The organism is Photorhabdus noenieputensis, assembly GCF_018448935.1.
GTDB lineage: Bacteria > Pseudomonadota > Gammaproteobacteria > Enterobacterales > Enterobacteriaceae > Photorhabdus > Photorhabdus noenieputensis.
In genome coordinates, this window is record NZ_RCWC01000024.1 from 47335 (window position 1) to 67676 (window position 20342).

Annotated in this window: 19 protein-coding genes; 12 read left to right on the plus strand and 7 right to left on the minus strand. The window is 42.1% G+C overall.

The window, feature by feature from the left end:
• Nucleotides 1-228 precede the first annotated feature (228 nt).
• Both EAE91_RS15500 and EAE91_RS15505 read left to right on the plus strand, forming a co-directional pair.
• Complete coding sequence (locus EAE91_RS15500) at nucleotides 229-561, plus strand: DMT family transporter (RefSeq protein WP_214054479.1); 333 nt, start codon at nucleotides 229-231, stop codon at nucleotides 559-561.
• Nucleotides 562-614: 53 nt separating this feature from the next.
• On the plus strand, nucleotides 615-932 hold the full coding sequence (locus EAE91_RS15505) for a putative hemolysin (RefSeq protein WP_214089288.1): 318 nt from the start codon (nucleotides 615-617) through the stop codon (nucleotides 930-932).
• 137 nt (nucleotides 933-1069) lie between these two features.
• Here the strand turns inward: EAE91_RS15505 and dsbB are convergent, their stop codons facing one another.
• A complete protein-coding gene (gene dsbB / locus EAE91_RS15510) occupies nucleotides 1070-1579 on the minus strand; it encodes a disulfide bond formation protein DsbB (RefSeq protein ID WP_214089289.1) in 510 nt (169 codons plus the stop codon).
• A gap of 181 nt (nucleotides 1580-1760) precedes the next feature.
• Nucleotides 1761-3308 (minus strand): sodium/proton antiporter NhaB, encoded by a 1548-nt coding sequence (gene nhaB, locus EAE91_RS15515; protein ID WP_214089290.1) that lies wholly within the window; start codon nucleotides 3306-3308, stop codon nucleotides 1761-1763.
• Nucleotides 3309-3530: 222 nt separating this feature from the next.
• Here nhaB and fadR point away from each other — a divergent pair, with 222 nt between their 5' ends.
• The 4 genes from fadR to EAE91_RS15535 all read left to right on the plus strand — a co-directional run bounded on the left by fadR (nucleotide 3531) and on the right by EAE91_RS15535 (nucleotide 8299).
• On the plus strand, nucleotides 3531-4259 hold the full coding sequence (gene fadR / locus EAE91_RS15520; protein ID WP_214089291.1) for a fatty acid metabolism transcriptional regulator FadR: 729 nt from the start codon (nucleotides 3531-3533) through the stop codon (nucleotides 4257-4259).
• Between the two features lie 512 nt (nucleotides 4260-4771).
• On the plus strand, nucleotides 4772-6082 hold the full coding sequence (locus EAE91_RS15525; protein ID WP_214089308.1) for a D-amino acid dehydrogenase: 1311 nt from the start codon (nucleotides 4772-4774) through the stop codon (nucleotides 6080-6082).
• A 6-nt stretch (nucleotides 6083-6088) separates the two neighbouring features.
• Nucleotides 6089-7171, plus strand: a complete 1083-nt coding sequence (gene dadX, locus EAE91_RS15530; protein ID WP_214089292.1) for a catabolic alanine racemase DadX — start codon at nucleotides 6089-6091, stop codon at nucleotides 7169-7171.
• A gap of 375 nt (nucleotides 7172-7546) precedes the next feature.
• The gene (locus EAE91_RS15535) at nucleotides 7547-8299 is read left to right on the plus strand and encodes a MipA/OmpV family protein (protein ID WP_214089293.1); all 753 of its coding nucleotides are present in this window, start codon (nucleotides 7547-7549) and stop codon (nucleotides 8297-8299) included.
• A gap of 137 nt (nucleotides 8300-8436) precedes the next feature.
• On the opposite strand, the gene gapA is transcribed toward EAE91_RS15535, so the two are convergent.
• Nucleotides 8437-9432: a glyceraldehyde-3-phosphate dehydrogenase gene (gene gapA / locus EAE91_RS15540; RefSeq protein WP_214089294.1), complete on the minus strand. Its 996-nt coding sequence runs from the start codon at nucleotides 9430-9432 to the stop codon at nucleotides 8437-8439.
• Between the two features lie 457 nt (nucleotides 9433-9889).
• Between gapA and msrB the strand changes: the two genes are divergently transcribed.
• Both msrB and EAE91_RS15550 read left to right on the plus strand, forming a co-directional pair.
• Nucleotides 9890-10300 (plus strand): peptide-methionine (R)-S-oxide reductase MsrB, encoded by a 411-nt coding sequence (msrB, locus tag EAE91_RS15545; protein ID WP_214089295.1) that lies wholly within the window; start codon nucleotides 9890-9892, stop codon nucleotides 10298-10300.
• 82 nt (nucleotides 10301-10382) lie between these two features.
• Nucleotides 10383-10652, plus strand: coding sequence for a YeaC family protein (locus EAE91_RS15550; protein ID WP_036780796.1), 270 nt, complete (start codon nucleotides 10383-10385; stop codon nucleotides 10650-10652).
• A 56-nt stretch (nucleotides 10653-10708) separates the two neighbouring features.
• Here EAE91_RS15550 and pncA read toward each other — a convergent pair whose 3' ends face one another.
• From pncA to sppA, 3 genes are all read right to left on the minus strand, one after another.
• The gene (gene pncA / locus EAE91_RS15555) at nucleotides 10709-11347 is read right to left on the minus strand and encodes a bifunctional nicotinamidase/pyrazinamidase (protein WP_214089296.1); all 639 of its coding nucleotides are present in this window, start codon (nucleotides 11345-11347) and stop codon (nucleotides 10709-10711) included.
• A 12-nt stretch (nucleotides 11348-11359) separates the two neighbouring features.
• Nucleotides 11360-12379 (minus strand): asparaginase, encoded by a 1020-nt coding sequence (ansA, locus tag EAE91_RS15560; RefSeq protein ID WP_214089297.1) that lies wholly within the window; start codon nucleotides 12377-12379, stop codon nucleotides 11360-11362.
• A 124-nt stretch (nucleotides 12380-12503) separates the two neighbouring features.
• Nucleotides 12504-14369 carry a signal peptide peptidase SppA gene (gene sppA, locus EAE91_RS15565; RefSeq protein WP_214089298.1) on the minus strand — a complete coding sequence of 622 codons (1866 nt, stop codon included), beginning with the start codon at nucleotides 14367-14369 and terminating at the stop codon, nucleotides 12504-12506.
• A gap of 170 nt (nucleotides 14370-14539) precedes the next feature.
• On the opposite strand from sppA, the gene EAE91_RS15570 reads away from it, so the two are divergent.
• The 3 genes from EAE91_RS15570 to EAE91_RS15580 are packed head-to-tail and all read left to right on the plus strand — an operon-like array spanning nucleotide 14540 to nucleotide 18081.
• Nucleotides 14540-15091 (plus strand): NAD(P)H nitroreductase, encoded by a 552-nt coding sequence (locus EAE91_RS15570; RefSeq protein ID WP_214089299.1) that lies wholly within the window; start codon nucleotides 14540-14542, stop codon nucleotides 15089-15091.
• Between the two features lie 12 nt (nucleotides 15092-15103).
• The gene (gene selD / locus EAE91_RS15575) at nucleotides 15104-16147 is read left to right on the plus strand and encodes a selenide, water dikinase SelD (RefSeq protein WP_214089300.1); all 1044 of its coding nucleotides are present in this window, start codon (nucleotides 15104-15106) and stop codon (nucleotides 16145-16147) included.
• Between the two features lie 5 nt (nucleotides 16148-16152).
• Nucleotides 16153-18081: a DNA topoisomerase III gene (locus EAE91_RS15580; RefSeq protein ID WP_214089301.1), complete on the plus strand. Its 1929-nt coding sequence runs from the start codon at nucleotides 16153-16155 to the stop codon at nucleotides 18079-18081.
• A gap of 63 nt (nucleotides 18082-18144) precedes the next feature.
• Here EAE91_RS15580 and xthA read toward each other — a convergent pair whose 3' ends face one another.
• On the minus strand, nucleotides 18145-18951 hold the full coding sequence (gene xthA, locus EAE91_RS15585) for an exodeoxyribonuclease III (RefSeq protein ID WP_214089302.1): 807 nt from the start codon (nucleotides 18949-18951) through the stop codon (nucleotides 18145-18147).
• Between the two features lie 502 nt (nucleotides 18952-19453).
• Between xthA and EAE91_RS15590 the strand changes: the two genes are divergently transcribed.
• A complete protein-coding gene (locus tag EAE91_RS15590) occupies nucleotides 19454-20317 on the plus strand; it encodes a helix-turn-helix domain-containing protein (protein ID WP_214068706.1) in 864 nt (287 codons plus the stop codon).
• The last annotated feature ends 25 nt before the right edge of the window (nucleotides 20318-20342 follow it).

The window sequence follows — 20342 nt, forward strand, 5'->3', positions numbered from 1 at the left end:
CTGGAACCTATCGTTAGCACTTTTCCATATTCTCTGTAAAATCTGTTCAACGATTTTCCTGCCTGAGCGGTACCTCTTAAGCGGGGATAAATAAGGTTTGAATTGGATTTAAGGAACGAAATATATCAATTTTGTTACGTTACACCTTAAAGCGTTTGTGATAAATTCAATCCGTTTTTGTCTATTAATATTGGTCGATTTGTTGTTTCTACTATAGAGAGTAAGGATATGAATGGATTTGCATATTTAGCAATGGCAATTGTTGCTGAGGTTATCGCAACGGCTTCATTAAAAGCCTCCGATGGGTTTAGTAAATTATTCCCTTCTATACTGGTCATTGTTGGATACGGCATCGCTTTCTGGGGGTTATCTCAGGTGGTCAAAGTTGTGCCATTAGGAATTGCTTACGCCATATGGTCTGGCTTGGGTATTGTGCTGGTTTCTGTTGCCGCGATATTTTTATATCAACAGAAGCTGGATTGGGCGGCTATTTTAGGTATGGCTCTTATTGTTGCCGGTGTAATGGTAATAAATCTGCTTTCTAACAGCAGTGCACATTAATTAACAATTAACGGTGCTTCTGTTTTCCCTGAATCGTTTTCTGGAGAAGAAATATGTTAAACGCCAGTAATAAGAAAGGATTTCAGACAGTGTTATTAGGAGTACTCTTTAGTATTACTGTATTAGCTGGTTGTAGTCGCCAGGCAGGGAAAACAGCTAGCCAATATCAGGGGGTACAATACTTTCAACCGGAGAATTCTCAACCGGAAGTTGCTCTTAGGGATAATGCCAGAGCAATCTGTTCTTATGTCGGTGGTATGCCTGCATTAGCAATACAATTAAATGGTGCGCAAATACCTGTTTGCCAATTGGCAAATGGTAAGCGTTGTGATGAAAGGGCGTTATTGCAAGGTTCTTGTGCATCAAGTTGAAAGGTGAGATAGAAATCAAGCAACTAATATGAGCAGGAACATGCCGTTCGGATATCCGGTTATTAGGAGCCTTGGGCATGATTCTGTGAGTATATTTGATTCATCAGACAATCATTTTCAACTATCTAAGTTGGAAATTATTTACGGCTAAAAAATTGACTGATTAATACTAATACAGCAGCAACTAGGTAAGCAGCAAAAATACCGACCAGCCATTGTGGCATCTCTAATGTCAGGAATTGCCACTGTCTTACTGAACAATCACCTGTAGCTTCGAATACAGCAGGAAGCCATTGGTTTAACGCCAACCATGCAGGGAAGTTGACGAAGAAATCACAGGTATTAAATGGAGAAGGGTGCAACAGTATCATTGTATGTTCCCATGCGAGTTGCAGGCCACTCCAGGCACTGTAGATCCACAAAATAATAGCCAGCCAGCGTAACGGCGTTTTTGGTGCGATTGTACCCAATACCCCGGCACCTAATACACCAAACAGAGCAACACGTTCATAAATACACATCACGCAGGGTTGTAATTTCATCACATGCTGAAAGTATAATGCCGAGCCTTCCAGTATCAGGGCCGTCAAGGTCATTAACAGCCATGCGCTTCGTCCTTGAGAACAGTGGTGTAAAAATCGCATCATTTCCGTTTTTCCATGCAGATTAAGATAAATAATTGAGCGCCTATTTTGCCGACTTACAGCTAACAAAAAAAGTCAATTAAGGTAAATCTAGCTTTTTCGCGGAAAAATAATACCGTACTGAGCGTTATCATTGCTCAATACGGTATTGGTTGATTAATGCGATAAAATGAATTATTGCCGGTTATGGTAAAGCAATTAAGCCCCAATGAACCATCATGTCAGTGACGGGAATTAGCAGAAATTCTACACACAGCAAACCGACCAGCGTCATGACAATGGTATAAGGCAATGCCATGATCACCATGCGGCCATAAGATAAACGAATTAATGGCGATAATGCCGAAGTCAACAGGAACAAAAATGCGGCTTGTCCATTAGGTGTTGCAACGGAAGGCAGGTTAGTGCCGGTATTAATCGCAACAGCCAGATATTCAAATTGTTTATGTGAAATTAGCCCCTCTTGCAGAGCGGCTCTCGCTTCATTGATATAAACCGTACCGACAAACACGTTATCTGATACTGATGAAAGCAGGCCGTTAAACAGATAGAACAGGGAAAGTTGAGAAGTTTCAGAAACCTGTAATACGAACTGAATAAATGGCGTAAACAGTTGCTGGTCAACGATGACTGCAACGATAGAAAAAAATACAGTCAGTAATGCCGTGAATGGTAGTGCCTCTTCAAATGCTTTACCCAGTGCATGTTCTTCGGTAATACCGCAGAACGACGTGGTTAGAATGATAACTGAAAGGCCGATCAGACCAACTTCTGCCAGATGAAATGCCAGCGCAACAATGAGCCATATACCTATCAACGCTTGAGCAATAAGTTGCGCTTTTTCTTTAGGTGTTCGTTTTGCGCTGGTTTTTTTATCATAATCTTCTAATACCTGTCGGACACGTTCTGGCAATTCTGCACCATAACCGAACAGCTTAAAGTGTTCGACCAGAAAACAGACTAACAGCCCGCAAATAAAGACAGGTAAGGTAACCGGAGCCATGCGCATAAAGAAGGTGACAAAATCCCAATTAACGTTTTTGGCGATAATCAGATTTTGTGGTTCTCCTACCATTGTCATCACGCCGCCGAGGGCAGTACCTAAACCGGCATGCATCATCAGACTGCGTAAAAAAGCACGAAATTGTTCGAGAGTTTGTTTCTTTTTTGCTGTGTCAATGTGATTGTCATGTTTAGAATTAATTACATCATGTTGATCGGTAATAAAGTTGTTGTAGATGGAATAGAAGCCAAGGGAGACACTAATAACCACTGCAATAACTGTCAGGGCATCAAGAAATGCTGATAGAAATGCGCTAGCCAGACAAAATGCCAAGGCAAGCATACGCTTAGATTTTATGGAGAGCAGGAGTTTAGTGAAAGCGAATAAGAGTAATTGCTTCATAAAGTAAATTCCCGCCACCATAAATATCAGCAACAGGATGACTTCCAAATTATTAGCAATTTCATGACCAACTTGTTGAGGCGAGGTCATGCCGATGATGACCGCTTCAATTGCCAACAGGCCACCCGGTTGTAACGGGTAACATTTAAGTGCCATTGCTAAAGTAAAGATAAATTCAATAACAAGCAGCCAGCCTGCGACAAATGGGTTAATAAAGAAAAATATCAATGGGTTGGTGATGAGAAAGATGATGATAGCTAGCTTATACCAATCTGGCGAGTTGCCGAGAAAGTTTTTTGCTGCTGTTTTTAGGATATTGGTTTCCATTGCAATTAAAGTTCCTCTAAATTCGTAAGATCGTGTTCTTTAAACAATAATACGCTTTAAAGCGGAATATTTTAAGGGAAATGAGGAATAGTTTAAGCATGAGTACGCTTTTTTTATGACCGTCTTTACGCTTTCTAGACTACATAGCTATATTGAAGTTGCGTATTCTGATATAATTTCATCTATTATTAGTTGAAAAAATCACGTTGGAATAACAAAAATATGGTCATTAAGGCTCAAAGTCCCGCAGGTTTTGCGGAAGAGTATATTATTGAGAGTATATGGAACGGCCGTTTTCCTCCTGGCTCCATTCTTCCGGCAGAACGTGAATTATCTGAGTTAATTGGTGTGACAAGGACCACCCTGCGTGAGGTATTGCAACGTTTGGCACGCGATGGATGGTTAACTATTCAGCATGGCAAACCAACAAAAGTGAATAATTTTTGGGAAACATCGGGTCTTAATATCTTAGAGACTCTGGCCCGTCTTGATCACGATCGCGTTCCTGAATTGATTGATAACCTACTGGCGGTAAGAACGAATATTGCGGCGATATTTATTCGCACAGCTTTTAGGCATAATCCGGGTAAGTCATTGGAAGTACTGGCAGAAAAAGAGCAGGTGGAAGATAACTCAGAGTCATTTAGTGCGTTAGATTATGATATTTTCCGCGGTCTGGCTTTTGCTTCAGGTAATCCAATTTACGGCCTTATTATCAATGGGTTGAAAGGGCTATATACCCGTATAGGGCGTTATTACTTCTCTAATCCTGAGGCGCGTAAATTGGCGCTGAATTTTTATCAGCAACTGGTGATATTATGCCGCGATAAATCCTACGATAATGTCATGGAATGTGTACGTAACTATGGTAAAGAGAGCGGTGTCATTTGGCACAGTATGCAAAGTACGATGCCAAATGATTTATCTGAATTGTCGCTGATATCTCGTTAGTATTTTACCTAATTTCTGGCCTTATCCGATCTAGTTAGTTTCAAATCAAAATTATTTTGAATTGGCCCGGTACGGAGCATTCTGTATCGGGTGTTTTGTTTCTTTTTTCTCACTCAATCTCAAGCCAATCGTTAATATCTCTATTTCAGAGTATTATTCTGAATTTATGGCTTTTATTTGGATTTTTATTTCGATTAATTGATGGTTATTGGTATCTTGTGGTTGTTTAATTGATTCGTTTTTTTCGCTGAAAAACTCAGAATAATGACTTGATATGAAATAATTAGCATGCGGTTCATATCGTGATTATTATCTTAATTTTATGATTTTAATATTAATTTTTATAATTTGGTTATGTATGAGTCACAAATGAATCTGTTACGTAAATGTAATTTAATTGTGACCTAAATCATAAATGTAGATTATTGACGTGACCGATGATTGTTCTATATTGGTTTTTTATAAACAGCATATTATGCTTGCTTAAAATTTTAAATCGTCCGAGGGCTATGATGAAAATCCTTGTTTTAGGTAGTGGTGTTATTGGTGTAACCAGTGCCTGGTATTTGGTACAGCAAGGTCATGAAGTCACTGTCATTGATCGTCAGGGAAGTGCTGCTGAGGAAACCAGTGCCGCTAATGCCGGGCAGATCTCGCCGGGATACGCGACCCCGTGGGGAGCGCCGGGTATTCCATTGAAAGCCATTAAATGGATGTTTCAACGCCATGCTCCATTGGCTATTCGTCCTGATGGATCGCTGTTTCAGTTACGCTGGATGTGGCAGATGTTGCGTAATTGCGATGCCAGTCACTATGCGATAAATAAAAGCCGGATGGTACGACTGGCAGAGTACAGTCGCGACTGTATCAGGCAGTTGAGGGCAGATACGGGTATTCAGTATGAAGGGCGTCAAGGTGGCACGCTTCAGTTATTTCGTACTCATAAGCAGTTTGATAATGCCGTGAATGACATAGCTGTTCTTGAGCAGGAAGGTGTTCCTTACAATTTATTAACGGCGGATAAATTGGCGACAGTAGAGCCGGCGTTAGCGCATGTCGCTCACAAATTGACAGGGGGCTTGCAATTACCGAACGACGAAACGGGTGATTGCCAGCTTTTCACCAAAGAGTTGGCAAAAATGGCGGAAGCGGCGGGTGTAACGTTTCTGTTTAATAAACAGGTCAAACAGTTATTGGTGGAAGGAGATCGAATTACCGGTGTCCAGTGTGAAGATGGCGTTATGACAGCAGACAGCTATGTTGTTGCTATGGGAGCCTATTCCACCGGATTGCTAAAAGGTCTTGTCAAAATTCCAGTATATCCATTGAAAGGTTATTCATTAACTATGCCTATTGTCGATGCAGAACGAGCTCCGGTATCTACTGCATTGGATGAAACATACAAAATTGCGATTACCCGGTTTGATAACCGTATTCGTGTGGGTGGAATGGCAGAAGTTGTAGGTTTCAATTTGGAGCTACTTAAAGCACGCTATGAAACATTGAAAATGGTGGTGCAAGACCTTTATCCAGGTGGAGGCGATATTACTCAGAGCCACTTTTGGACAGGATTACGTCCAATGACACCAGACGGTACCCCAATAGTTGGCCCGACTGAATATCATAATCTCTACCTAAATACAGGGCATGGTACATTGGGATGGACAATGGCATGTGGTTCCAGTCAATTATTGGCTGATATTATTTCGGGTAAAAAGCCCGCCATTGCATTTGATGATTTATCAGTATTTCGTTATATTAATGGTTTTAATACAAAATTGGCACCATTTAGCCATCAATTACACACTGAACTGAGAGGCTAATAGAATATGCCACGTCCGATTTCGGCAACGATTCATCTTGATGCGTTAGAAAATAATCTGGCGATTATTCGTAATAAGGTCGGTAATAGTAAGATCTGGGCTGTTGTTAAGGCAAATGCTTATGGGCATGGTTTGAGTCGTATATGGCAGGATCTCGATCAGGCTGATGGATTTGCTTTACTTGATTTTAATGAGGCGATTTTATTACGGGAACGGGGGTGGCAGGGGCCAATCTTGCTATTGGAAGGATTTTTTAAACCCGAAGATTTGTCGATAATTGATGAGTATCGGTTAATAACCGTAGTGCATAGTTATTGGCAACTAAAAGCAATAGAGATGGCCAATTTAAGTAAGCCAATCGATATTTATCTCAAACTCAATAGCGGTATGAATCGATTGGGATTTCCTGCGGATCAATATAGAACGGTTTTATCATCGGCAAAGCGTATCCGGCAAATTGGGCAAATAACATTAATGTCACATTTTGCTAATGCGGATAAGGATAATAAAGAGATTAGCGTTGCTGAACAACTTCACGTTATTAATTCGGTCGGTCATGGATTGGATATTTCTCAATGTCTGGCTAATTCAGCCGCTTCTTTGTGGTATCCACAAACTCATAGAGATTGGGTACGTCCCGGTATTGTGTTGTATGGTGCTTCACCGAGTGGAAAGTGGAAAGATATTGCCGATATTGGATTGAAAGCAGTGATGAGCCTGAAAAGTGAAATTATTGCCATTCAGAATCTCAAAGCAGGAGACAAAATTGGTTATGGCAGTGAATATACAGCATCAGGTCCTATGCGAGTTGGCACAGTTGCCTGTGGCTATGCTGATGGTTATCCCCGTCGTGCAATGACGGGGACGCCGATTATTGTCGATGGTGTTAGGACCCAAGTATTAGGTACAGTATCAATGGATATGTTGTCGGTGGATTTAACGCCTTGTCCGCAGGCCCAAATTGGCAGTCCTGTTGAATTGTGGGGGCAAAATTTGCCGGTGGATGATGTGGCCGAGATTTCCGGAACGATTGGCTATGAATTATTGTGCGCATTGGCAGATCGGGTCCCGGTATCTATACCTTTATAGATTTCAAGATGGATCGCGACGGCAAAGGAGCGAATTCCCGGGAGCATAGAGGACGATGTGACCGGGGTGAGTAAGTGCAGCCAACAAAGAGGCAACTTGAAAGATGACGGGTATATATGATGTCGTTAAATGCCAGACAGAGTGTCAAATAGTCGTTGGCGTCTGGTATTATTTCAGGAAATAAGTTACCGCCTTCGCTAAATTAATATATTTTTGTTTTGTATAATCTGTCTATTTTCGTCAGAAGAGTTGGAGGGCACTAAACATATTGTGCTCTTTAAGAAAAATAGGACATTATTACTTGGAAATGAGGGAAATGATCTTTTACACTTGATATAGCTAATCGCATAATTGTTTTAAAGGAAATAGTTAATCATGATCAACAAAGCTAAAATTTTAGCCACAGTCGTCACTTGTTGTCTTTCTTCATCTTTAGCTTATGCGGGGCAGTGGTCAATTGGTGCCTCTGTTTTGGCTGGGGCATTACCTTATAAAGGGGTAAAGAATAAAGATAAAGTGTTGTTTGTTCCAATGGTTAATTATGAAAGTGACAATTTCTATTTTCATACTTTAGCCGCCGGGTACTATTTGTGGAATCAACCAAAAGATAAGCTATCTTTAGATGTCTATTACTATCCTCAAAATTTCCGCCCAAAAGATAATGAAGATAAACAGATGAAAAAGCTGGATCGTCGTCATGATACTATGATGGGTGGTTTTAGCTATCGTCATATTGAAGATTGGGGAACGTTGCGTAGCTCTTTTGCTGCGGATACGTTGAGTAAAAGTAAAGGCATAACGATTGACCTGGCTTATTTGTATGAATTCAAAAGTGATGATTGGTCATTACAGCCAGGATTAGGTGTGGTTTGGAATAGTAAAAAACAAAATCGTTATGAATATGGCATTGAAGGTAATGAATCGCGCCGTAGCGGACTAGAAAAATATACGCCAGATGATAGTTGGACTCCTTATGTGGAATTATCTGCCAATTATAAATTTAACCAGGAATGGTCTGCATTTATGATGGGGCGTGTTGAGCGGTTACCGAGTGAAGTTAAAGATAGTCCGATGGTTAATAAGTCATATTCAAGTATAGTCTGGACAGGTATTACATATAGTTTTTAATTGCCGGTAGCAATTAATATTGAATAGAGACTGAATTCGCTACGCTAGATAGTATTCAGTCTTTTTGATGTGAATGGGTGAGATATAAAAGAGCTGCCGGGGAAGGGCAGCTCTTTTCAGGCAAGGAAGTTGCTCAGTTATTTGGCGATGTGAGCAATGAGATCCAGAACTTTATTAGAGTAACCGGTTTCGTTGTCATACCAAGAAACCAGTTTCACAAAGTTGTCGTTCAAAGCGATACCTGCTTTGGCGTCAAATACAGAAGTCAGTTTTTCGCCATTGAAATCGTTAGATACGACGTCATCTTCGGTGTAGCCTAGAACGCCTTTCAGTTCACCTTCGGCAGCATCTTTGATGGCATCACAGATTTGTTGATAAGTAGCTGGTTTTTCCAGACGCACGGTCAGGTCAACAACCGATACGTTAGGAGTAGGAACGCGGAAAGCCATACCCGTCAGTTTACCGTTCAGTTCAGGGATAACTTTACCAACAGCTTTAGCCGCACCGGTAGATGATGGGATGATATTTTGAGCAGCGCCACGACCGCCACGCCAATCTTTCGCAGAAGGACCGTCAACTGTTTTCTGAGTTGCCGTTGTTGCGTGAACAGTGGTCATCAGACCTTCAACAATGCCGAATTTATCATTGATAACTTTAGCCAGCGGTGCCAGACAGTTAGTGGTACAGGAAGCGTTAGAAACGATGTCCTGGCCTGCATAAGTTTTATGGTTAACACCCATAACAAACATAGGCGTGTCATCTTTGGACGGGCCGGTCAGAACAACTTTTTTCGCGCCAGCGGCAATGTGCTTACGGGCGGTTTCGTCAGTCAGGAAGATACCTGTTGCTTCTGCAACAACATCAACGCCCACGTCATTCCATTTCAGGTTAGCTGGATCTCTTTCTGCTGTAACGCGGATAACTTTTCCGTTAACAATCAGGTGGCCGTCTTTTACTTCAACAGTGCCGTTGAAGCGGCCGTGAGTTGAATCGTATTTCAGCATGTAAGCCATGTATTCGGCATCCAGCAAATCGTTGATTGCAACGATTTCGATGTCTGAACGTTCTTGTGCAGCACGGAAAACAATACGGCCAATACGACCAAAACCGTTGATACCTACTTTGATAGTCATAGTGTTCCACCAGCTATTTTTTAGTGAATTAAAAATTATTACTAAAGTTACCAAAACCTTGCCAGTCGTCAAGCGGAATCGTGTCAATAGCTGAAAAACATTAGCTTTGAGTTCACCATTTAGGCGCTTGCTATCGGGTACTGGCAATCGAGCCGCCATCATTATCAAGGCACAGACAGATATTGAAAGTTAATTAGTTAGATATGCGAGTCACATCACAAATAGTAGAATATACCCGTTATCTTTCAATTGCCTCTTTGTTGGCCGCACTCGCTCACATCGTTCTCTATGCTCTTGGGGATTCGTTCCCTTGCCGTCGCGATGCATCTTGAAATCCATAGGGTATAGACAGATTCAGTTAACCGCTTAAAATAAATTCCACTGCTGTAATGTTAATTTTTTGTTATTATTAATCAATTTTATTGAGAACATGAGTCTTATTATTAAGGTGGTCGTTATGGCTAAGAATCCTGATGTTTCCCTCTATAAAGAACTTACTGATATTCAGCGTCATGTAACCCAGAATGCCGGGACAGAGTCGCCATTCTCAGGAAAATTGCTACATAATAAGAAAAGTGGCGTGTATCATTGTTTGTGCTGCGAGCAGCCGTTATTTATGTCCAACACTAAATTTGATTCTGGTTGTGGCTGGCCGAGTTTTTACCAGCCTGTTACTCAAGATGCAGTGCACTATCTTGATGATAATAGTCACAATATGCATCGTATTGAGGTACGTTGCAGTCATTGCAATGCTCATTTGGGGCATGTGTTCCCCGATGGCCCACAACCGACAGGAGAACGTTTTTGCATCAACTCGGCTGCATTAAGTTTTACTGATGAAAATACAGGCGAAAAAACAGTAGGTTAATCGTTTTTATCATTGCGGACATAATCTTAATTTACGCAAAAAATCGTTTCAGCTAATTCTGGAAAATAATGAGGAAATATCAATGGAACTGGATGATCTGTTATCTGTAATGACACCAGAAATATATCAACGCTTGGTTCAGGCAGTAGAACTGGGTAAATGGCAGGATGGTGTGCCTCTGACGGTAGAGCAGAAAGAGCATAGTTTGCAAATGATTATGCTATGGCAATCAAGGCATAACCATGATCCGCAACATATGACGATTGGTACTGACGGTCAGTTGGTGATGAAGAGTAAACAAGAACTGAAAGCGACCTTTCAGTCTGAAATGGTGGCGACATTCAAGCCATAATCTTTGGCAAGTTGAAAAGGCTGAGTGTGTAAACTCAGCCTGATCTTGGATTGATATCAGAGGAGAGCGTTTTCTAGTTGATCAAGTTCTATCAATATAGCGCCTCTCTCTTTTATCTCGTTGAATGCTGATTGGCTATCATTTGGACTGAGGTTAACCCCTCGACAACCATCAGTAATGACCCAAGTTTCATAACCTAATGCCAGCGCATCCAGCGCGGTAAACTTCACGCAATAATCAGTAGCGATACCGATAATAAACAGACGTTTGATTTGCTGTGCTTGCAACCAGTCATCAAGCCGAGTTTTACTCTGATGACCGTTGTCGAAGAAAGCACTGTAGCTATCGATCTGTGGATTTTCACCTTTGTGGAAAATTTCAACAATTGCTTGCTTGTTTAATTGTGGATGGAAATCAGCGCCAGGCTGACCTTGAACACAGTGTACCGGCCACCATACTTGTGGAATACCGTTTAATATACCGATATCACCGATCTTTTGTCCTGAGTTTACTGCAAAACTCATATGTTCAGCCGGGTGCCAGTCTTGAGTGGCAATAATGCTGATATTGTGTTTCAGACAAATATCAATTGCCTGATTTGCCGCAACAATGGCTTGTTCACTCTCTTCTACGGCTAAAGCGCCGCCGGTACAGAAATCGTTTTGTAGATCAATAAGTAATAGGGCTGTTTTCATCTCTTTCCTTGATTATTTATCAGTATAACTTAATTCACCACGTAAATTTTGTTGCATTAAATAACGAATTTTTTCAGGGCCATAGGATTGACTGAGTAAATAGTGTAACTTGGTTAAAGTTGCTTCGAAAGTCATATCGTAGCCGCTTATTACCCCAGCTTCGGCCAGAGCATGGCCCGTTGCGTAACCTCCCATATTTACTCGGCCGGAAATGCATTGAGTCAAATTAACAACCACGATCCCTCTCTCTGTTGCCTGTTTTAGCTCTCTCAATAATTCAGGGTGTTGAGGTGCGTTTCCGACGCCATACGAGCGCAGGATGAGAGCTTTAACCGGCTGCATTAAAATATTATTCACAACTTGACTGGATAGGCCAGGATAAATGGTGATTACACCAATTGGCTGAGGGGTAATTCGATGGGTAATAAATTCACCATGACTGACAGGGGCAGGACAAGCATTGAAAGTTTTGATGTTAATACCGGCTTCCATTAATGGCGAACAGTTTGGTGAGGCAAAAGCATCGAAACCGTCGGCATGTGCTTTGACGGTCCGGTTCCCACGAAACAGTTTATTATTGAAAAACAGGCTCACCTCGTTAACTGGGTAATTAGCGGCAAGGTAAAGCGCATTTAACAAATTTGTCTGCCCATCAGAGCGCAGTGCTTCCAGTGGGATTTGCGACCCTGTGACAATGATTGGCTTACCCAGATTCTCAAACATAAAGGAGAGGGCCGATGCGGTAAATGCCATTGTATCCGTACCATGCAGGATCACGAACCCATCATAATCATGGTAGTTTTCTTGGATATCATCAGCGATAAACTGCCAGTCTTCTGGGGTCATATCAGAAGAATCAATCAGTGGTTGATGTTCACGGATGGTGAATGTCGGCATTTCCGGTCGATGGAATTCAGGCATCTTTGTTAATTGGCGCTGTAAATGCCCGGAAACGGGAATGTATCCCTGAGATGAGTGTTGCATCCCAATGGTTCCGCCAGTATAGACGACATAAATAGACTTCTTCTGCATGACTGTACCTCATAAAAAGATCAACTGGATTATAGGAGTATTGCAAAATAAAAAAAGCCTGACAGGGTTTGTCAGGCTAAATTAGTCGAGCTATTACTTGGAATCATGCATTGCTATGGGCTGTTTAGCGAATATCTCCGCAATTTAAACAGAATGCATAACGATTTTGTGGATCATTGAGATGGCGATAGAACTCACTTTGTTGTTTCACTTCCTGAGCCACTTGCGCCAATGGAGCGGGAAGCCAGGCTTGAACCGCTTCCGGTACGATGGCTTGTGCCGTTGTTGTCAACTGGTTCATCAGCAACTCACTGAATGACATTTCAGGCTGTATCCAGTCAAGTTCTGGGTTATCCAATTTTGCCAATTCAGCCGCTTTAGTGACCGCGTCGTCGAAATCCCCTAATTGGTCGACCAATCCATTGGTTTTAGCATCATGACCAATCCATACATGTCCCTGAGCAATTTTATCGACTTCTTCACGTGTTTTATGGCGTGAATCAGCAACAAGGCCGATAAAGTTGTTATAGCCATTCTCGATATTAAGCTGCATCAGTTCTGAGAACTGTTTGCTGAGTCCTTTGGTGACAGAAATACCCGCCAGTGGCGTGGTGGAAACACCATCAGTGTGGATGCCAATATGTTCCAGACTATTTTCATAAGTGGTAATGACACCGAAGATACCGATAGAACCCGTCAACGTACTTTGGTTTGCGATGATGTAATTAGATGGAGTAGAGATCCAGTAACCACCGGATGCCGCCATTCCGCCCATAGAAACCACCACAGGTTTATTCGCTGCACGTAGCGCGGCCAGTTCAGTGCGAATAACATCAGAAGCGCTCACACTGCCGCCAGGGCTGTTTACTCGCAGAATAACGGCTTTGATATTATCGTCCAGACGAGCTTGACGAATCTGAGCGGCTGTCGTGTCCCCGCCAACCATACCTGGAGTTTGCTGCCCATCGACGATTGCGCCTTGTGCGACAATCACGGCGATATTGCCTTTAGATGGTGATCTGCCTTCCACCAATTGCGGTGCATAATCATAGATGCTGATAGCATTGAAGTGGCGGTTTTTTTCATCCCAACCAAAGGCTTTTGTCATATCACTTTCAATGACATTGCGTGGCGCAACATAATCGACCAGTTTGTGTTTAAGCGCATATTGCGCATTGTCTCCACCAACAGCACGTAAGTTGGCAATCATCTGATCAGCGCCTGGGAATACCTGCTCAGCAGTGAGTTTGCGGTTGGTAGCGACAGTATTGAGGTAGTTGTTCCATAGACCGTTGACCCAACGGCTATCAGCTTCGCGGGCATCGGGGGACATATCATCACGCATAACCGGCTCAACGGCTGATTTATACGTGCCGACGCGGAAAATATGCGCAGTGACTTTCAGTGAGTCCAGCAGAGATTTGTAATACAGGTTATTGGTTGAATAGCCATAAAGACCAACTGTTCCTTGTGGCGATAGATAGATTTTATCGGCAAAGGTAGCCAGATAATATTGTGACTGATTGTAACTATCACTGATAGCATAAATCGGTTTGCCGGAAGTTTTAAACTCATTAATTGCCTTACCGATATACTGCATAGATGGCTGGTCGGCACCGATGAAATCATCAAGTTTCAGCACCAGACCCGTGATTTTGTTATCGGTTTTTGCTTGGCGAATGCTATCAACAATATCAAACAGGGAGTTTTCCTGGAATTTATTGCCGGATGTGCCAAACAGTTCACGGCTCAATTGAGTCAATGGAGTACGGCTGGAGACCTGATCCACAATAACACCGGTGAGATTGACATATAATGCTCCCCGATAACTATCTGCCGTTTTGTTTGGCTGTTGATAAAGCAGAAAACCGCCAACTACAACCAGAATCAGCATGATAAAAATCAGGTTTGAAATGACTTCCCGAATAAAATTTAATAATCGCCAACTCCATTTAAATAATCTTGCGATCAACTTCCATAAAATACGCATATCATCTCCAAAAATAGGATCAAGTGAAGCTATCCTAATGATCAGACATGTAAATGTCAGCTTCAAATAGTGGCATATTGCCTGAAAAGACAGCTTTAGGACTTTTATTTGTTAACAAATAAACAGAAAATGTTAGCTTATAACAAAATACATTATTTAGGAGAGAAAAAATGGATGCACTAGAACTTTTGTTGAACAGACGTTCAGTATCGCGTTTAACAACCCCGGCACCTCAAGGTGAAGCATTACAGCATATTCTGGCGGCGGGTATGAGAGCGCCTGATCATGGCGCATTACGTCCGTGGCACTTTATTGTCATGCAGGATGAGGGTATTGAGCGGTTTAGTCGATTACTCCATCAAGCAGCCATTGATGGTCAGCTTGGTGCTGATGCGGAAGAAAAAGCGAAAAGCGCACCTTATCGTGCACCATTAATCATCGCTGTTATTGCAAAAGTGGCTGAGAATTCCAAAATACCTGAGTGGGAACAGGTGATTTCCGCTGGTTGCGCTGTACATGCGATGCAAATGGCTGCTGTGGCTCAAGGGTTTGGCGGTATCTGGCGTACAGGTTCTTGGACGGATGATAACACCGTGCGTGCCGGTTTGGGTTGTCATCAACATGATAAAATAGTGGGTTTCCTCTACCTTGGAACGCCTGTGCTAAAAGCGCCAAATAAGGTTACTCCGCCTGATATGACCAATTTTGTCAGCTACTTGTAACCGAGGTCTGTTATGTCAACAGAAGTTCGCCTTACCCAATATAGCCACGGTGCTGGATGCGGTTGTAAAATTTCACCAAAAGTTTTGGAAACCATTCTGCATAGTGAGCAGGAAAAGTTTCTTGATCCTCACCTACTGGTTGGTAATGAAACCCGTGATGATGCTGCGGTTTATGATATTGGCAACGGTATCGGCATTGTCAGTACGACAGATTTCTTCATGCCGATTGTAGATGATCCATTTGATTTTGGGCGCATTGCTGCCACAAATGCGATCAGCGATATTTATGCGATGGGCGGTAAGCCCATTATGGCGATAGCTATTTTGGGATGGCCTATCGATAAATTGGCACCGGAAATTGCCCGTCGAGTGATTGAAGGTGGCCGAGCTGCGTGTCAAGGGGCCGGGATTACACTGGCGGGAGGGCACTCTATTGATGCGCCTGAACCTATTTTTGGTCTGGCTGTAACCGGTATCGTTAATATTGACCGAGTGAAACAGAACAGCGCCGCGAAAGCGGGTTGCCAGCTATTGCTGACAAAGCCGCTTGGAATCGGTGTATTGACCACGGCGGAGAAAAAAGGCTTGCTGTTGCCTGAACATCAAGGCGTCGCGATAGAAACCATGTGTCGCTTAAATAAGTTGGGGATGGATCTTGCTGAGGTGGTTGGTGTTACAGCAATGACTGATGTAACCGGGTTTGGTCTGTTAGGGCATTTGAGTGAAATTTGTGAAGGATCGGGGGTTCAGGCCACGCTCCATTTTGCAAAAGTGCCTAAACTGCCGGAAGTGGAATCCTATATTGAAAAGGGTTGTGTTCCGGGGGGAACCGGGCGTAACTTTGATAGTTACGGTCATCTTGTTGGTGAAATGACAGAACTTCAACGCAAGCTGTTATGTGATCCACAAACATCCGGAGGCCTGCTGTTGGCTGTTCTACCAGAAGCTATGGACGAAGTGAAAGCGATTGCACGATGTCATGGCATCGAACTGACCGCGATTGGTGAATTGTCTGAGCAACAGCCAGGCAGAGTACTCATTGAGGTTGATGAATAATACCCATGCGGCTTTTTATTGCAGAAAAACCTAGCCTGGCCAGGGCGATCGCCGATGTTTTACCCAAACCGCATCGCCGTGGCGATGGCTTTATCGCTTGTGGCGATAACCAGTTTGTTACCTGGTGTATCGGCCACTTGCTGGAACAGGCGGAACCTGATGCCTATGACGGTCGTTTTGCCCGTTGGTCATTAGTTGATCTTCCCATTATTCCTGAAAAGTGGCAGTTGAAACCGCGACCTTCTGTTGAGAAACAGCTCAACATCATCCAGACGTTGTTGAAAAAAGCCGATGAAATAGTGCATGCCGGTGACCCGGATCGGGAAGGGCAACTGTTGGTGGATGAGGTTCTGGATTTTTTGAAACTGGATGATGGCAGGCGAAGAAATGTTCGCCGCTGCTTGATCAGTGATCTAAATCCACAAGCGGTGACCAGAGCTATTGAGCGGTTAAGGGATAACCGGGATTTTATTCCGTTATGTGTTTCAGCCCTCGCCAGAGCCAGAGCTGATTGGCTGTATGGCATTAATATGACCCGTGCTTATACCTTGCTTGGCCGCAATGCGGGGTATCAGGGGGTATTATCTGTCGGGCGGGTTCAGACCCCGGTTTTGGGGTTAGTGGTTCGCCGGGATGAAGAGATTGAGCACTTCGTACCCAAAGATTTTTTTGAGGTGAAAGCGCATATTGTTACGCCGAAAGATGAACGTTTTATCGCTATCTGGCAACCAAGTGAATCTTGTATCGATTTTTTGGATGAAGAAGGGCGATTGATACACCGGCCTCTGGCTGAACACGTTGTAGCCAGAATAACCGGTCAACCAGCTTATGTGACCTCTTATCAGGATAAACGGGAATCTGAAGTTGCTCCTTTGCCGTTTTCATTATCTTCTTTGCAGATTGAAGCTGCTAAGCGTTTTGGCTTAAATGCGCAGCAAGTGTTGGACATTTGCCAGCGATTATATGAAACACATAAGTTAATTACTTATCCCCGTTCTGATTGCCGTTATTTGCCTGATGAACACTTTGCCGGTCGTCATGCAGTGCTTAATGCGATATCTATTCACGCAACAAATCTATTGCCACAAGAATTATTGGAAATAGATAGAAAGAATCGTTGTTGGGACGATAAAAAGGTTGATGCTCACCATGCAATTATCCCGACAGCCCGAAGTAGTCATATAAATCTGACGGATAACGAAGCTAATGTTTATGGTTTGATTGCCAGACAATATTTGATGCAATTTTTCCCGGATGCCATATTCCGTAAATGTGTTATTGAATTGGAAATTGCTGGTGGAAAATTTATTGCTAAAGCGCGTTTTCTTGCTGAGGCAGGTTGGAGAACGTTGCTTGGTAATAAAGAGCGTGATGAAGAGAATGACGGAACACCATTACCCGTTGTTGCTAAAGGTGATGAATTATTGTGTGAAAGAGGAGAGGTGGTAGAGCGCCAAACCCAACCTCCGAAACCATTTACTGATGCAACTATCCTTTCTGCTATGACGGGAATTGCCCGTTTTGTACAGGATAAGGAACTGAAAAAAGTTCTTCGTGCAACGGATGGATTAGGAACGGAAGCAACACGGGCTGGCATTATCGAACTGCTGTTTAAACGGGAGTTTCTTTATAAGAAAGGGCGTCATATTCATGCCACACCTGCGGGTAGGGCGTTGATTCATGTATTGCCTGATATGGCTGCTTTACCGGATATGACCGCCCATTGGGAGTCTCGGTTAACGCAAATCAGCGAAAAACAGTTCCGCTATCAAGATTTCATGGTGCCACTTGAGGAGACATTGCAGCAATTAATTTGGCAGGCTAAACAGAACCGTAATTTAACGGCTTTTCGTGACTTACCACCACTGCCGGTTAAAGATAAAAAAGGGAAAAAAACAAAAGCAACAAAAAACACTAAAACGGCTGCGCCATAGGGCGCAGCAATTAAATTAGCGTTATTTTAAAATAAACGATTGATATTCGATGTTAATAGAATATCAAATTTTAAATGCCGCCCAAACAGGGGCATGATCCGAAGGTTTCTCCATCTCACGGATTTTATAGTCAATACCTGTCGCGATACAGCGCTCCACCAAGGGTTTACTTGCAAGCAGTAAATCAATACGTAGTCCTCGATTATCATCAAACCCTTTGGAACGATAATCAAACCAAGAAAATTGGTCGTTACATTCAGGATTAAGATGGCGGAATGTATCAACCAAGCCCCAGTTTTTCAGGCGATCCATCCAATCTCTCTCTTCTGGCAAGAAAGAACATTTACCTGTTTTTAACCAGCGTTTTTGGTTGTTCTCACCAATTCCGATATCCAGATCTGTTGGGCTGATATTCATATCACCCATGATAATCACTTGTGATTGCGGGGTTAAGTTTTGCTCCAGGTAGTTTTGCAGATCCTGATAAAATTTCTCTTTTGCCGGAAATTTCACTGGATGTTCACGGCTTTCTCCCTGAGGAAAATAGCCATTAATAACGGTCAATGGCCCGTGTGGAGTCTCCATTTCTGCCATGATGACACGGCGTTGAGCATCTTCATCATCCCCTGGAAAACCACGATACACGGCAAGAGGTGCCTGGCGTGTTAACAGTGCAACGCCGTAATGGGCTTTCTGGCCGTGATAAAATACATGATAGCCAAGCTTTCTAACCTCTTCTAAAGGGAACGCTTCATCATGAACTTTTGTTTCTTGTAAGCCGATAACATCGGGTTGATGTTGCTCGACAATTGCAGCTAACTGATGGGGGCGGGCACGTAATCCATTAATATTAAAAGAGATAAATTTCATCTTTTACAGCCATCCAGTAAAAAGACACAGGAACAATAATAACAGATGGATCTTAAAAAGTAACTATTGACAATGGTCAGTACGAAATAGTAACGGACCCCCTAATATTATAATTTGCTGTGGAAAATATAATAATTTGTGGTGAGAAAGAGCCTCTGTTAGACCGTTTTTATCTCAAGTGTTACAAAAATTGATTACTGAAAAATGTAGAACCCTATCCTAATCTTTGATAGAAAATTGAGCTCGTTAGTAATGTTTATATTTTCTAATGGTTGATTGGTTAAGATTAATTTTTGAACCATGATAAACATGAATAATAGAGTTTATTGAGCCACCTATGTATTGAACATACGCTTTTTTTATGTGGTATATGTTTGAGAAGTATTTGTTTTTTTGTACAAAATTTATGCCTTCACAGTATCAAACTTGATTTAGCTGTCATTTGGTGAAGGCTATTTCAAAGAAATTATTTTAGCCACAAGTTATATAGGAACGGTGAATTATGTTTTTTTCTCGTAAATTAGAAGCATTCATGGCAGTGGTGGAAAATGGTTCTTTAAGTAAAGCGGCAAGAGTGATGAACCGTACAACTCCTCCAGTAGCTAAATCAATCAAAGACTTCGAGGCAACATTAGGGAAGCGCCTTTTCAAAAGGGAGAAATTTGGGATGAGTCTGACAAAAGATGGTTTAGAATTATATAATGATCTTAAAGATCTTTATTTACAAGAAAAAGAAATAACTAAAAAACATATCAGTGGTAGTATATGTAACATAGTTAATATTTATTACGATTGGGGGAAAAACAAACATCTTATTTATTTATATAAAGCGGCTGACAGAAATAGCTCCCAGGTAAATATATTCCGGTTTAGTTATGATAACATTGAAGAAATAGTGGATTACGACGGCAATACGCTCATTCTGAGCTCAGAAAAGATACTAAGTGACCGTTTTAGTCTCATTCGTAAAATCAAAGGGCCTGAATTAGGAATTTGCTGCCGAAAAGAATTATTGGATATTGCTGGTGGCGATGTGATGCAATTGCTAAAGAGTAATACTTGGCTATGCGATCCTGTACTTTATAAAAGTAGTTTCATTAAAAACCTGGAAGAAGAAGTTATTCAAAGTGGTGGAAAAGTAAATATGCGTCAGATGGATAATATGGGATGCTGCATGAATTTCATTTATTCCAGAGATTATATATTTATTACCGATTCTCATCCTGATGAATTGGAAGGAGGAGATGCTTTGAGTTTTGTTCCTATTGAAAAACCTGGTGCAGCAAATCAATGTTATATTTATAAGTCTAAATCACACTCAAGTGTACTTAATCGTTTTATCGATTCAGTCAATGACATGAGTTAAAATTAATCTACGCGGAGAGGATTAT

Bases quoted from the DNA above. Each gene is read 5' to 3' on its own strand.
- ansA (WP_214089297.1), bottom strand. From the start codon at position 12,379: ATGCAGAAGAAGTCTATTTATGTCGTCTATACTGGCGGAACCATTGGG.
- selD (WP_214089300.1), top strand. From the start codon at position 15,104: ATGTCAACAGAAGTTCGCCTTACCCAATATAGCCACGGTGCTGGATGC.
- EAE91_RS15590 (WP_214068706.1), top strand. From the start codon at position 19,454: ATGTTTTTTTCTCGTAAATTAGAAGCATTCATGGCAGTGGTGGAAAAT.
- dsbB (WP_214089289.1), bottom strand. From the start codon at position 1,579: ATGATGCGATTTTTACACCACTGTTCTCAAGGACGAAGCGCATGGCTG.
- EAE91_RS15525 (WP_214089308.1), top strand. From the start codon at position 4,772: ATGAAAATCCTTGTTTTAGGTAGTGGTGTTATTGGTGTAACCAGTGCC.
- EAE91_RS15505 (WP_214089288.1), top strand. From the start codon at position 615: ATGTTAAACGCCAGTAATAAGAAAGGATTTCAGACAGTGTTATTAGGA.
- xthA (WP_214089302.1), bottom strand. From the start codon at position 18,951: ATGAAATTTATCTCTTTTAATATTAATGGATTACGTGCCCGCCCCCAT.
- nhaB (WP_214089290.1), bottom strand. From the start codon at position 3,308: ATGGAAACCAATATCCTAAAAACAGCAGCAAAAAACTTTCTCGGCAAC.
- EAE91_RS15550 (WP_036780796.1), top strand. From the start codon at position 10,383: ATGGAACTGGATGATCTGTTATCTGTAATGACACCAGAAATATATCAA.
- gapA (WP_214089294.1), bottom strand. From the start codon at position 9,432: ATGACTATCAAAGTAGGTATCAACGGTTTTGGTCGTATTGGCCGTATT.
- pncA (WP_214089296.1), bottom strand. From the start codon at position 11,347: ATGAAAACAGCCCTATTACTTATTGATCTACAAAACGATTTCTGTACC.
- EAE91_RS15500 (WP_214054479.1), top strand. From the start codon at position 229: ATGAATGGATTTGCATATTTAGCAATGGCAATTGTTGCTGAGGTTATC.
- EAE91_RS15535 (WP_214089293.1), top strand. From the start codon at position 7,547: ATGATCAACAAAGCTAAAATTTTAGCCACAGTCGTCACTTGTTGTCTT.
- dadX (WP_214089292.1), top strand. From the start codon at position 6,089: ATGCCACGTCCGATTTCGGCAACGATTCATCTTGATGCGTTAGAAAAT.
- EAE91_RS15580 (WP_214089301.1), top strand. From the start codon at position 16,153: ATGCGGCTTTTTATTGCAGAAAAACCTAGCCTGGCCAGGGCGATCGCC.
- msrB (WP_214089295.1), top strand. From the start codon at position 9,890: ATGGCTAAGAATCCTGATGTTTCCCTCTATAAAGAACTTACTGATATT.
- fadR (WP_214089291.1), top strand. From the start codon at position 3,531: ATGGTCATTAAGGCTCAAAGTCCCGCAGGTTTTGCGGAAGAGTATATT.
- EAE91_RS15570 (WP_214089299.1), top strand. From the start codon at position 14,540: ATGGATGCACTAGAACTTTTGTTGAACAGACGTTCAGTATCGCGTTTA.
- sppA (WP_214089298.1), bottom strand. From the start codon at position 14,369: ATGCGTATTTTATGGAAGTTGATCGCAAGATTATTTAAATGGAGTTGG.